At 47.0% G+C, this 13,015-nt stretch carries 10 protein-coding genes and 2 pseudogenes; 7 read left to right on the top strand and 5 right to left on the bottom strand.

Annotated elements, in window-relative coordinates:
- Positions 1-667: 667 nt before the first annotated feature.
- The 3 genes from DWV57_RS13245 to DWV57_RS13235 are packed head-to-tail and all read right to left on the bottom strand — an operon-like array spanning position 668 to position 3,084.
- On the bottom strand, positions 668-1,402 hold the full coding sequence (locus DWV57_RS13245) for an ABC transporter permease (protein ID WP_097779986.1): 735 nt from the start codon (positions 1,400-1,402) through the stop codon (positions 668-670).
- A gap of 4 nt (positions 1,403-1,406) precedes the next feature.
- A complete protein-coding gene (locus tag DWV57_RS13240) occupies positions 1,407-2,156 on the bottom strand; it encodes an ABC transporter permease (RefSeq protein WP_120021017.1) in 750 nt (249 codons plus the stop codon).
- Between the two features lies 1 nt (position 2,157).
- Complete coding sequence (locus DWV57_RS13235) at positions 2,158-3,084, bottom strand: ABC transporter ATP-binding protein (RefSeq protein WP_120021016.1); 927 nt, start codon at positions 3,082-3,084, stop codon at positions 2,158-2,160.
- 165 nt (positions 3,085-3,249) lie between these two features.
- On the opposite strand from DWV57_RS13235, the gene DWV57_RS13230 reads away from it, so the two are divergent.
- From DWV57_RS13230 to DWV57_RS14845, 7 genes and pseudogenes are all read left to right on the top strand, one after another.
- Complete coding sequence (locus tag DWV57_RS13230; RefSeq protein ID WP_120021015.1) at positions 3,250-3,969, top strand: response regulator transcription factor; 720 nt, start codon at positions 3,250-3,252, stop codon at positions 3,967-3,969.
- Positions 3,966-5,330, top strand: coding sequence for a HAMP domain-containing sensor histidine kinase (locus DWV57_RS13225; RefSeq protein ID WP_120021014.1), 1,365 nt, complete (start codon positions 3,966-3,968; stop codon positions 5,328-5,330). The genes DWV57_RS13230 and DWV57_RS13225 overlap by 4 nt, the downstream gene beginning before the upstream one ends.
- A gap of 616 nt (positions 5,331-5,946) precedes the next feature.
- Positions 5,947-6,102: pseudogene (locus DWV57_RS14605) on the top strand (DUF6061 family protein); the annotation flags it as partial.
- A gap of 232 nt (positions 6,103-6,334) precedes the next feature.
- A complete protein-coding gene (locus DWV57_RS13215) occupies positions 6,335-6,901 on the top strand; it encodes a hypothetical protein (protein ID WP_133303650.1) in 567 nt (188 codons plus the stop codon).
- A gap of 370 nt (positions 6,902-7,271) precedes the next feature.
- Positions 7,272-8,213, top strand: a complete 942-nt coding sequence (locus DWV57_RS13210) for a hypothetical protein (protein ID WP_118528317.1) — start codon at positions 7,272-7,274, stop codon at positions 8,211-8,213.
- Between the two features lie 19 nt (positions 8,214-8,232).
- Entirely contained in the window at positions 8,233-9,999 is a 1,767-nt protein-coding gene (locus tag DWV57_RS13205) for an AAA family ATPase (RefSeq protein ID WP_118528315.1), read from the top strand.
- A pseudogene (locus DWV57_RS14845) lies at positions 9,980-10,606 on the top strand (UvrD-helicase domain-containing protein); the annotation flags it as partial. The gene DWV57_RS13205 and the pseudogene DWV57_RS14845, both read left to right, overlap by 20 nt.
- Positions 10,607-11,137: 531 nt before the next feature.
- On the opposite strand, the gene DWV57_RS13195 reads toward DWV57_RS14845, so the two are convergent.
- Entirely contained in the window at positions 11,138-12,646 is a 1,509-nt protein-coding gene (locus DWV57_RS13195) for a recombinase family protein (protein ID WP_120021010.1), read from the bottom strand.
- Between the two features lie 89 nt (positions 12,647-12,735).
- Positions 12,736-12,912, bottom strand: coding sequence for a hypothetical protein (locus DWV57_RS14600; protein WP_165853706.1), 177 nt, complete (start codon positions 12,910-12,912; stop codon positions 12,736-12,738).
- Between the last annotated feature and the right edge of the window lie 103 nt (positions 12,913-13,015).

Here is a 13,015-nt window from a genome sequence, read left to right as displayed (position 1 = left end):
CGGGGGTAAAGTTGTTTCCCATAGGCACACATCCTTTCTTCGGTGCTGCGGCTTATCCATGTGGTCAATTTGGCCACATGGATTTTCTCTGCTGCAACAGGTGGATAAACGTCCTTTGGGTTACGGCAAATCAATGTGGACAATTTGTCTACATTGATTTCTCCTGCCGCAACGAGTAGATAAACGTCCGTTTCACCTCATGTGCTCATTTTGACCACATGAGGTGAATTGCCGTTCTCCCTGCATGGTGTTCCTGCCCCCTTCCGGCGGCGTTTTCCGGCTTTCCCACTTGGGGGTCATCGCCGGGTATCCCATGCAGACGGTCATGCGGTTTTCAAGGTCCAACGCGGGCAAAACGGCAACAAAAAAGCCGTCACAAAACAGACCAGCCCTGCCTTCGCTTTTTCTGGAAGGTCATGCTAGTCGGTTATGTAACGGCTGAAAGCCAAAATGTTCAGCCCCGCAGGGTCTGAACGAATATGTAAAAATATGTTATATTCAATTGTTGGGATAGATTACCACAAAAATCGCAGTGTGTCAACAAAAAACTTTGAAGATGTGCTGATTTCGGCAGCTTGCAAGAAAAAACGAGGGAAACTTTGGCAAAAAGAGAGAGGGCTGGACGGTGCCAGCCCTCTTGACAGGAGCAGATACGCAGATTTCTATTTTATGCCCGCACATCCTCCCGGCGCAAAAGCAGCCATGCCAGAAGGAACATCGTCCCCAGCCAGAAGATGCAGCTGAAGGCAAACAGCCCGTAGCTGCCAGCCAGAGCATCCGCACTTTTGTTGGAGTTCATACCGAGTTGCATCAGGGAATAGGGCCACAACAGCCCATGCCCCTTGGAGCTGATAAAGATGCCGGTAATGCCGCCCAGAAGCCCCAGAAAAATGGGCACAGCAAAGCTGCGGATGACCATGGCCAGCACCAGCTGTGCGGCAATGACAGCCAACGCACCCAGCAGTCCCCGCAGTAAAAACAGAGGTAAGGTGACCGGCGGCAGCCCGGGCAGGTGGGCAAATACCTTGCCGCAGAACACGAACAGCGCGAACACAAAGCCGTGGGTCAGCAGCGCCAGCTTTGTCACCACCGCAAACTTTGCGGCAAACAGGTCCAGCGGCGGTACGGGGCTTGCCATGATCAGGTTCCAGTTGTGCCCCAGATGTTCCAGCCGCCACAAGTAGGCAGCATAGGTGGCGACCATGGCAGGGAAGAAAAGCATGGAATAAAACAGGGTGTGCTGGGTCCACAGGCTGTACCAGCCGTCGGTGAGGATCTCAAGATTTTGCAGATAATTGAAAGTACCGTAGGTGGCCGAAAGAATGGGCAGCACAAAGAACATTGCCCAGATGGGGGATGCGTGGAGTTTGCGGTTCTCCGCAAGAATACAGCGTTTCAGCATGGTTTTATACCTCCTCGTCCTGTACCTTGCGCCACGCAAGGGCAAACAGTACTGCGCCCAGCGCAAGGGTAAAGGCCAGCAGCCCCCAGTTGAAGGGGCGGGTGCCGTAGGTGACGGTGTGGGTGGCCTTGTCCCAGTTCGCCACTTCGTAGGCGCTCAGAGGGATGTAGTACCCAAAGGGCACAAAATAACTGGCAAGCGGCGGCATAAAAGCAGAGAACAGCCCCACCAGCGCCCCTACGATGCCCACGCAGAGCGCCGGCAGGGGATTGCCTACCCACAACATCAGCAGAAATTCTCCAAAGAAGAGCATTGTGTCCACAGTCAGCGTGCAGACGAACAGATAGCATAGCTGCCCAGTGGGAAAGGCTTCGGTATAACCATGGACACGCCCCAGCACCGGAACACAGGCCAGCTCCAGCACCGTGACCAACAGCACCTCCAGCACCCCAAAGACCGCCTTGCTTGCAAACAGGCTGCGGCGGCTCTGCAGGGTGTAGAGCAGCTTGGCGGTGTTGCCTTTGATCTCCATATCCCACAGCCGGGAGGCCAGCACTGCCATCATCACCGGCATCAGAATGGCTTCAATGACGGGCAGGCTGTAAAGCAGGGCGCTGTAACCGTTGGCAAGCTCCTCCGGGTCTGCCGGGGCAAGGCCGCCCACCCATAGCACGACAATGCCGGGGATGAGCAGGCAGAGAGCAAGGTCATGCCTACGGTGGGCTTTTTGCAGTTCTGCACGGAAAGCTGCCATCTTACGCCACCTCCCCGCTGGTCTGGGTCAGGCTGAGGAAGATATCCTCAAGGCTCTTTGTCTGTGCCGTCAGGCCAACCACACCCACGCCGCTTTCGGCAAGGGTACAGACCAGTGCCGCTAGCGCTTCGTCCGGCAGCGGGGGAAGCTGCAGGGTGTCCGGCTGGTCTGCCGGTGCAGCGGCTTTTACTCCCTGCTGCTGCAGGACGGCTGCGGCTTTGGGTGCGTCCAGCACCCGCAGCAGAATGCCGCCCCGGCTGTGCTTTTGCAGTTGCTGCAGAGAACCCTCGAACAGCAGCCTGCCGTGGTTCAGGATGCCCACCTGATCCACCATCTGCTCGATCTCGCCCAGCAGGTGGCTGGAGATCAGCACGGTGGCTCCGGTGGTCTGGGGCATGGAAGCAATCAGACTGCGCATCTCCTGAATACCCGCCGGGTCCAGACCATTCGTAGGTTCGTCCAAGATCAGCAGTTTGGGGCTGCCCAGCAGCGCCATGGCAATGCCCAGCCGCTGCTTCATGCCAAGGGAATACTGCCCCACCTTACGGTCGGCGTCTTTGGTCAGGTGCACGATCTCCAGCACCCGGCTGATGTCTTTCCGGTCCACGTCTTTCAAGTCAGCCACGATGGAAAGGTTTTCCCGGGCGGTCAGGTGCAGGTAACCGGAGGGGGATTCGATCAGGCTGCCGGTCTGCCGCAGCAGGGCAATGCGGTTTGCTTCGTTCAGGGTGTGTCCCAGCAGTTCCACACTGCCGCCGGTGGGGTGTACAAGCCCCAGCAGCATCTTCATGGTGGTGGATTTGCCCGCACCGTTAGGGCCTAAAAATCCGTAAACACAGCCCTCCGGGACAGTCAGGTTCAAATGATCCACCACCGGACGGCCATGGTAGCTTTTGCAAAGGGCATGGGTCTCAATCACAGGTTTCATAAATGGTCTCCTTTCGCATTCATGGTTTTCGGAACGATGCCAGAATACACCCGCTGCCTTAAACTGACCGGAAGGCCAGCTTAAATTCCCCTTAAATTTGCAGGTGTTTTCCGCTGCGGCGCAAAAAGTGTGGTATAGTAAAGGCGGGAAAGGAGAACTGCCCTTATGGATACCATTTATGATGCAAAGCTTCTCATCGTGGACGACAACGCCGAGCTGCTGGCACTGCTGTGTGAGCAGCTGCGGGGCGCAGGATATGGCCATATCAGGACGGCCCAAAGCTGCGCCGCTGCCCGCGCCTGTGTTGCGGCAGAGCAGCCGGAGCTGATGATTTTGGATATCAACCTGCCGGATGGGGATGGATTTTCGCTGTTCCGGGCGCTGCGGGCAAAAGCGGATGTCCCGGCGCTGTTCCTCTCCGCACGGGATGCGGATGCCGACCGTCTGTTCGGGCTGGGTCTTGGCGCAGATGACTACCTGACCAAGCCTTTTCTGATGCAGGAGCTGCTGCTGCGGGTGCAGCATATTTTGCAGCGGGCGTACCGGGCAGAGCTGTCCCGTACAAAACCGGCACCTTTGCAGCTGGGGGAGCGGTGCGTAGACCTGAATGATGCCATTGTTACCCTGCCGGAGGGCAAAACACTGACGCTGACCGCTACCGAGCTGGCGCTGCTGCGGAAATTGGCAGAGAACCGGGGACACATCGTTACCTACGATGCTCTTTGTGCGGCGGTCTGGGGCGCAGATTACTATGGCTACGAGAACAGTCTGGGGGTACATATCCGGCATCTGCGGGAGAAGCTGGAAGCCGAACCCGGTGCACCGCAGTTTCTGCGGACGGTGCGGGGCATTGGCTATAAGCTGACAAAGGGGGAAGAAGCATGAAAACCTTTGTGCGCCTGATTCGGCGGTATGTGCTGGCGGCGGTGGGCATCGTTCTGCTGTTGTTGTTTTCCGGTGTTGCAGTGCTGTGCTGGCTGGGTTGGCAGGAGAGTTGCCGCTTGCCGCAGCGGGAGTACTCCTCCAGCGAAATCGCGGATTCCATGGTGGAAACGGCAGAAGGGCTTGCCTTTGGGGCAGAACGCACCCCGCAGGAATGGATGAATGGCTACGAGTGGGCGATGGTGCTGGACGATGTGGGAAACATCCGCTGGAGCTACGGCCTGCCGCAGGATCTGAACCATGCCTACACTCCCGGCGATATCGCCAAATTTGCCCGCTGGTATCTGGCGGATTACCCGGTGTTCTGCTGGACAGAACCCTATGGACTGTTCGTCATCGGGCTGCCAAAGGGGAGCCTGTGGAAGTACAGCATTTACAGCTCACCGGACTTTGCCCTGAGCATGGTGCGGGTGCTCCCGGCGGCAGCGCTGGGAATGCTGCTGCTGGGTCTGGTTCTCTGCTTCTGGTTGAGCTGGCGGGGGGCAAAGCGGCTGGAGACCGTGGCAAACGGTCTGGATGCACTGGCGCAGGGGCAGACCGTCCGGCTGCCTACCGACGGTTTTGCCGGGGAACTGGCAGAAAAGCTGAACCAGACCGGGGCGCAGCTGCAAGCCAAAAATGAGATGCTTTCCCGGCGGGACAACGCCCGCACCCAGTGGATCGCAGGGGTCAGCCATGACGTGCGCACCCCGCTGGCTCTGATCTTAGGCTGGGCGGAGCAGTTGGAACAGGATACGCTTTTGCCGGACAGCTCCCGGCAGAAAGCGACCGGAATCCGCACCCAGTGCGAAAAGCTGCGCACCCTCATTGATGACCTGAACCTGACCAGTAAGCTGGAATACGGTGCCCAACCCCTGCGCCGGAAAGACCTCCGGGCAGGGCCGCTGTTCCGGCAGCTGGTGGCGCAGTTTTGCGAAAGCCCGCTGGCAGAGCGCTGCGAGGTCACACTGGAACAGGAAGAACCAGCAGAGCAGACAGTGCTTTCGGTGGATGAGGCGCTGCTGGCACGGCTGCTGGAAAATCTGCTGAACAACAGCGTCCGGCATAACCCAAAGCCGGTGAACATTACCGTGCACACCCGGCAGGTAGGGGAGCGCTTCTGCCTGACCGTGGCAGATGACGGTATTGGCTATCCGGCTGCCGTTCTGGTGGCACTGAACGCTGCGGAGCCTGCCGAAAATGCGCCTCATATCCTTGGCCTGTATGTAGTGCAGCAGATCGCCGCCGCCCATGGCGGCACGGCAGTGTTCGGGCAGAACACCCCCTGCGGGGCAAAAACAACGGTCTGGCTGCCGGTAAAATAAAAAATGTGAACCTTTTAGGTGTTTCCACCCAGAAAAGTCCACATAGAAAGAGCTGCTTTGGATTTATAAGAGATCGCAGTTGTCCAAATCCCTGCCATGAATCGTAGTTGTTGATGTACATTTGATGCTTAGTCTGAACAGGCAAGATTGTAGCTGCCGTGTCGAGCTTGAACCCGGCCGTTTTTCCGGCTTTGCATAAAAACTCAATGCCTGTTTAAGGAGCTGATTTTGGCTCTGCACATTTTTGCACACTTTTTGCACACCGGAACGGCTGGATAACGGATGCAAGAGGGGATAACAGGTGCAAAGAATGCAGCAGATGCAAAATGCAAATTTACGGTGAAACGATAAAAATAACGATTTTACGCAACTCTGGAAATTGACGATTGTTGCACGTTGGTTTCTCTTAATCAGTGGGCCCAGGGTTCGAGTCCCTGGAGGTGCACCACAACAACAAAATCCGAACTTTTTTTCGATAGGAGAAGGGTTCGGATTTTTTGTGTTCTTCGGAAAACAGAACGAATCCCTTGCTTCCATCGAAAAGCGTCCCAGACTTTATCATAAGAAAGCACGACAGACCACTGCAAGAGTGCCGTAAGGTAGAAAGGACACGAGTATGAAGTACGATGAAAGAACCTGCAAATTCAACATGGACACCGGCTGCGTGGAGCTGCTGCTCCGGGATGGGAGAATGATCTCCATTGACTGCACTGGGGTCGAGGATGGATTGGACGTGACCATGGCGCAGAGGTCAGAACTGGATTATCTTATACGAGGAAGAAGATTATGTTGATGAGAAAATGCTAGGATTGGTTCTCAAGGCTTTAAAAATTGATGAGCCAGTTCAATATATTCCTCGATATATAAGGAATATGAACGCTTTTCATGCAAATGGTACAAAAGTCGTTGTTGTAGATGAACTGCTGGAATATACACTTATATCGTTTCTTTTCACAATGTACTCACTTGAGAATAATAGAAGCGAGGAGAATGTAACTCGTTGCATGAAGAACTTTTACGTTCTGGAAGATTTGCAGAATGGAAAAAGAGAAATTGGGACACATAATGAAACGCAGCTTTATGAAATGTCTCTTCTCCCAGAAAACTTGATGCATACAGCAATGGATAACTACTGGACTATTTGGACTTTTTTGATAGGACATGAGTTATATCATGCTATTCATCCAGAAGATCGAAATGGAAAGGATACAGAATTAAGAGCAGATCAGTATGCCTATCGTTTGCTGATAAATTTAATAATGCAGCAGAAGAAAAACGAAGTGCCAGAAGAACTACAAGTGTTTTGGGAAGATCAATATTTATCACCGATAATACTATTTGAAATGTTTCGCTTGTTTGATGTGTATTCTGAACTAAAAGGGAAAAAGATTGTCTATCAAGATCATCCGACACCGAAAGAGCGACAGGATAATATTTTTTCGATGTTTAAAGATGACATCCCGGAAGAAATGAATACAGAAGAAGGAAACAAAGTACTGAACTTGATTCTGAACAGTAGCGAATACGCAGAGGACTGGCTTCGGTATAAAATTAGCAAGGGAAAACTTTGATAGTTAAAAAGTAACACTCGCCTAGATAAGAGAATTCTTCTCGACTAGGCGAGTGTTTTATTCTGTTAGAGTGATTTCATGTCAGAAAAAGCAAATTACAATGTCGAAAATTGCACATGAACCCATTCGAATATTGAAATAATATGGTAAATGTCAACAAATGTTGCCTTGATGTCGACGATGATTTATGGTATTATGAAAATATAACATAAAAACAATGGTGAATATGCTACTATAAGTGGTATGAAATCAAAATCGACAATTTGGTGAGTGCATTGAATCGTCCGAAAGTTGGTTTCTCTCAAGATAGTGTAATAAGAACAGCTTGGTTACTGATGCGTTGGTGTTTTTGAGATTATGGGATGTAAAAATGAAAAAACTAACAGAAAAAGAAAAATTTGAAGCAGGGAAAGCCCAGATGTATCAATATCTTGATAGTCAATATTTAGCTTGGCATATTGTTGCAGTAGAATCTATTAAAAAGTTGATACTCAATTTAGATGATTTCTATAGTGATATAACGGGAGAAAACCAACCATTGTCTATTGTGGAACATGAACAAATAAAAAACGAAGTTCGTATAGGGTGGATATTTGAAGCATTAAGTCATGCGGAACAAGCAATAGAGGATTTGTTCTCGTTTCTTATGTTATCAAAAAATATAGATACTTTTGTGAAGAATGTTGTAAATTATAATGCTACAGATGTTAAGCGATATATTTGGAATTTTAAGACAAATGATCCATCAAAATTTTTGGGAGAGTTTTTTCTTCCATATTTTGATTTGGATGATAGTTTGACATGGGCAGATCATCAAGATTGCTACATAGAATATAGAATAGCAGTTTTGAGAATGCAGACATATTTGACAGATTTAGTTTCTTTTCATAAAGAGCATTATCAAGATTATTGTCAATATAAGCATGGATTGGCAGTAGGATTAAGATATGGCAGGTATAGAAATGGAGAAACATTGACAAAAGGAGTACTGCAAACATTTGATAATCGCCCAATCAAAATTAAGAATAATACTACACCGGCTGCATTAATATTTACTCTGACACCAGAAACACAAGGGTGTTTAAGAGATTTATATAATGATTCTAACATGCTTCACTATTCACTTCACTCGTTGGATATTGATGAGATTATTAAAGTTACTGGAGAGGCCTACGAGTTGATTTCAGTGTTGCGACATAATTTAATAAAGAGGAGTAGATTGTCAGAACGCGATGAGTTTCATGAATGGGCTTTCCCATCTGGGCAGAGAGAAAAGATGATGCTTATGGGCTTCCCAATAGAAAAAGATTAGGGAGTTAGGAGAGAAAATTATGAGATTGGAAAAGGTTCGCATTAAAGGCTTCCGTAATTTTGATGATACAGAAGTCATATTCCAGAAAAAAACACTTATTATCGGAGCAAATGATGTGGGAAAGTCTAATCTCCTATACGCTCTAAGAATTTTATTTGACAAAACAATTAGTGAACATGATTTAGAATTGACAGAAAGCGACTATAATGCTTATTCTGGTACAGATACTATTGAAATAACAGCATATCTATGCGAAGTAACAGAAGATTGCTTGTTAAGTACATTTGGAAGTGCCGTCAAAGATGGAAAAGTGGTTATAAGATATACGAATCAAAAAAATGGTACATATAAAATTTTGACGGGGTATGATGTCTCTACATTGTCTGAACTTCAAACAAGACAATATATTAAGAGATTAAACATGCAATATGTTGACACAAATCGCAATCTTTTTTCTTTTTTGAGCCGTGAGAAAATCAAGATACTTCAGATTGCAAAGGAAAAGCTTTCCGAAGAAGCAACGGCGTCAGACAGTCAAAAAATTAATGAGATTCAAAATAGTTTGGATAAAATCAATGAGAGTATAAGTTCGTTACAATACATTTCTACATCACTTGCACAGGTAAATCGTGAATTAGGGGAACTGTCTGTTCATAATGAAGATCAAGCAGTCCGATTTGTTGCGGGAGAAAGTAAAGCTGATAAAATGCTTGATAACTTGGTTCTCGCATATTCCACAGGAGATACTCCGTTATCGATAGGTGGAGATGGACGCAATAATCAAATATTCCTCGCGACATGGATAGCAAAACAACATTTGCAAAACAACATTGACCATGTTACTTTTTATGCGATTGAAGAACCTGAAGCACACCTTCATCCACATCAGCAACGAAAATTATCGGCGTATATTCAGAATAGTTTTGACGAGCAAATTTTAATAACAACACATTCTCCCCATATTGCATCTAAATTTGAGCCTGCAAGTATTGTGAGATTATATTCAGAAAATAAGTACTCGTTTGCTTCTTGTGGTGGTTGCAGTGAATTACTAAAAAGTGTATTTGATGATTTTGGATATAGGCTGAACGCTTTGTCAGCGGAAACATTTTTCTCAGATGGAGTCTTTCTTGTTGAGGGAACTTCGGAGGTGTTGTTTTACACAGCACTGGCAAGAGAGCTGAAACTTGATTTGGACAGGCATAATATATCAATTCTTTCGGTTGAGGGAGTAGGATTTAAACCTTATGTGGCTATTTGCAATGCGCTAAATATTTCGTGGGTTCTGAGAACTGATAACGACATATTTTCAAAAACAAGTGTTACTCCGGTAAAAAAATATTATGCTGGAATATCACGAGGAATTGGGATTGTTAAAGATATTGGTGATAATAAAACTGGATTGATTGAATATTGGAATCAGCATAGCAAAGAAAATGAATGGCCAAAAGATGCTGAAATTCCCGAAGAGGCTAAAAAGTTGAATGAATATATTAGGACAAATATCAAAGATTTAGGAATCTTTTTATCTGATGTGGATCTCGAAAATGATCTTGCCAGTAGTGAATTAAAAGATACGCTGATGAACCACTATGGAAAAAGGGATCATGATGATCTCGTAAACGCAATGCAAAAGAAAAAAGCAGAAAATATGATGGAATTCTTGACTAAAAACCATAAAGAACTTTCTTGTCTTGAAGAGAGCAAAATTGTAGAGCCTCTGACAAGCTTGATTCGTATTACAACGGAAAGGACAAGACCGGACAATGGTGAAAGAACCAACTGAAGAACAAAGTAAGATACTTCAACAGAAGGGCAATATTGTGATTACTGCTAAGCCGGGATCTGGAAAGACATATACAATAGTCGAAAAGATTGCCAGAGTGATTCCAGATTTGCCAGAATATAAAGGAGTAATTGCAATTTCATTTACTAATAAGGCAAGTGATGAACTAAAAAGAAGGTGTAAGCAAAGGTGTGCAGATACGAAGCAATCTTTTTTTGGCACTATTGACAAGTTTTATATTTCACAAATTATTATTCCTTTTTCAAGCCATGTTACGGGGAATATTACAGAATATGAGATTGTTGATAACATAGATGAGAGTAGCAAGTATGCACTGTTATTAGAAGAGCCTTTTTCCTCAAAGAAAGAGAGCATTCTGGTTGAAGGGTTACAAGAAGGTAAAATCTTTCTAAAATATACTGGTGAAACTGCATTGTACATATTAGAGAATGTGCCAGGTGCGATGCAATATATCAAGGCTAGATATTCTCATATTATTATCGACGAGTACCAAGATTGCGGTGAGATACAAGATAAGGTCTTTATAAAGCTTGTTGAGAGTGGATTAACAGGAATTGCTGTGGGAGATATAAATCAAGCAATATATGGTTTTACAAAACGATTCCCAAAATATCTGATTGCTCTGATGAAAAGAGATGACTTTGCTCGCTTTGAACTTAGTAAAAATCATAGATGTCATCCGAGTATATCGGAATACTCACTGTGTCTTTTTGGTGCATCAAAAACAGTGCCTAGAGAGAAAAGGGTTTTTAAAGTCGATATTTCAGGAGATGAGAGGAGCATTGCTGCGGCAATAGATAAATACCTTAACCAAATAAAAGATAAATATGGAATAGTGAGAAATAATCAGGTCGCAATTCTTTGTAGAAGTAATAGTACAGCTTTTAAGGTTGGAGAAAACCTAAGTACACCATATAAAATATTTGAGGAAACAGTGCTAGATAGAGATAACTCTGAATGGGGAAGATTCTTTCGAGATTTAATTTCGGCACGTTTTGATGAGTCGGTTTTTGCTGTCGATTACGCGGAACAACTTTTTTCTGAAGAACTGGAAACATCGGTGTACAAGGGGTACAAACAAGATAAAATAGAAATGAGGGGCGATAGAGCGGAAATGTCAGATTTTCCACTCTATCTGAACACGGTCGCTGGTGGCCTTGATTGTAGAGATCAAACCATCGGCGGCTTTTCTTTTGTCGTCAAAATCTATGCTGTCCCAGTTGTCGAGATAATAGGATAACTTCTTTATCTGCTGGGGCGATATGGTTTCAACACTCAATTCGGCGATTGCCTTTGAAATGGTCTGGCGTCGGGTGTCCAGTTCTTCAATTTTTTTGTTGGCGTAGGAAAGCAAGGTCGCATTGGCTCCGGTCAGCGTATCCAGCAGCTTTTCAATTTCTGCCTCCACCTGTGCCAGCTCCACTTGATAGGCGGTCAGTTTCGGATTGACTTTTTCCTCTCTACCGTGGAGTATCTGAAAGTCTTTGAACTTTTCCTGCATGGCCGAGAAAATGAATTGCTCAAATTCTTCTTTGCGGATTTTCCCGCAGCCCGGACAGCCTTTGTTTTCCGTCCGTTTGGTACAGCGGAAATATCCGGTGCTGTTTGGTACATGGGTGGCTTTCAGCGCATACCCACAATGCCCGCATTTGATTTTTCCGGCCAGCCAAGTATTTTTCGGTTTCCGTCCCTGCTGGAAGGTGGTATTTGCCATAAGTTTTTTCCGGCATTTCAGCCATGTGTCAGAGGAAATGAGTGCTTCATGGGGAGCGATAACAAGTATCTGGTCTTTTAAGCACCTGTCCTTGTCCTCCTTCACATCCCGCCCCTGATAGAGATAGCAGCCGTTTGTTCCGGCAAAGTCGGAAGCGTCATTGACAATCGCTGCGCCCTGGCTCTTGAAAAATTCGTACAGCTCCAAATCGGCCTGTGCGTAAACGGGGTTTCTTAAAAGCTGGGAAAGAAATGTACGGAACATGGATTTGCCATAAATTTTTATGTCATGTTCCTCGAAGTATCGGGTAATATCTCCGAAGGAGGTTTCCGGTTCAGCGTACATTTCAAACATCAGCCGAACATGGTCGGCGGCTACGGGGTCGGCAACCATTTTCTTTGTGCGGATACCCTCTACCACAGTAGGCTCTAACTGATAACCGTATGGTGCCTGTCCGCTCATGTGAAAGCCTTTCAGGCACCGGGAATAGTAGGCGTCTGTGACACGCTTCTGAATTGTCTCACGTTCAAGCTGGGCGAATACAATGCAGATATTCAGCATGGCCCGGCCCATCGGGGTCGAAGTATCAAACTTTTCCGTGGAGGATACAAACTCCACATCGTACTCTTGAAACAGCTCCATCATCGTTGCAAAGTCCAGAATAGAGCGGCTTATACGGTCCAGTTTGTACACGATGACCCGCCGGACCTTTCCCTTGCGGATCTCGCCCAGCAGCTTTTGAAACTCCGGTCTGTCCGTGTTCTTACCGGAATAGCCTTTGTCCTTGAATACCCGGCAGCTCCCGCCTTTCAATTCATACTTGCAAAAGTCGATTTGACTTTCAATGCTGATACTGTCCTTGCGGTCTACTGACTGTCTTGCGTAAATACAATCTTCTCTGATAAATTCCATATTGGGCTCCTTTCCTTGTTGGAATGGAGCTACCAACCTTACAACTATATTATACCATCAGCAGCCCCGGACAACAATGTTGCGAATGATTAGGAAAATCTGTCCCTATATTTGCTGAACACCTCGTAAAGACAACGCTCAATTTCTTTTTTGCGCTGTTCTTTCTCCTTCGGGGGAAGTACCGGCGTGAGGCTTTCCAGCACAATGATCTTCCCTTGAAATGCGACAGACTTTGTTTCTCGTTCATAAGTGACAGCTTGCGTCATTGAAAACCTCCTTTGCGAAAGTGCGTGTATATGCCAGCCTTTCCCACTTGTCCCGTGGGGAAATGTCAAAAGACGGCACCCAGCAGGTGCCGCCCTTTGAGCT

This window comes from Faecalibacterium sp. AF10-46 (genome assembly GCF_003604105.1).
GTDB lineage: Bacteria > Bacillota > Clostridia > Oscillospirales > Ruminococcaceae > Faecalibacterium > Faecalibacterium taiwanense.
Note: the sequence above shows the minus strand (reverse complement) of the source record. Positions and strands in the feature narration are given on the sequence as shown.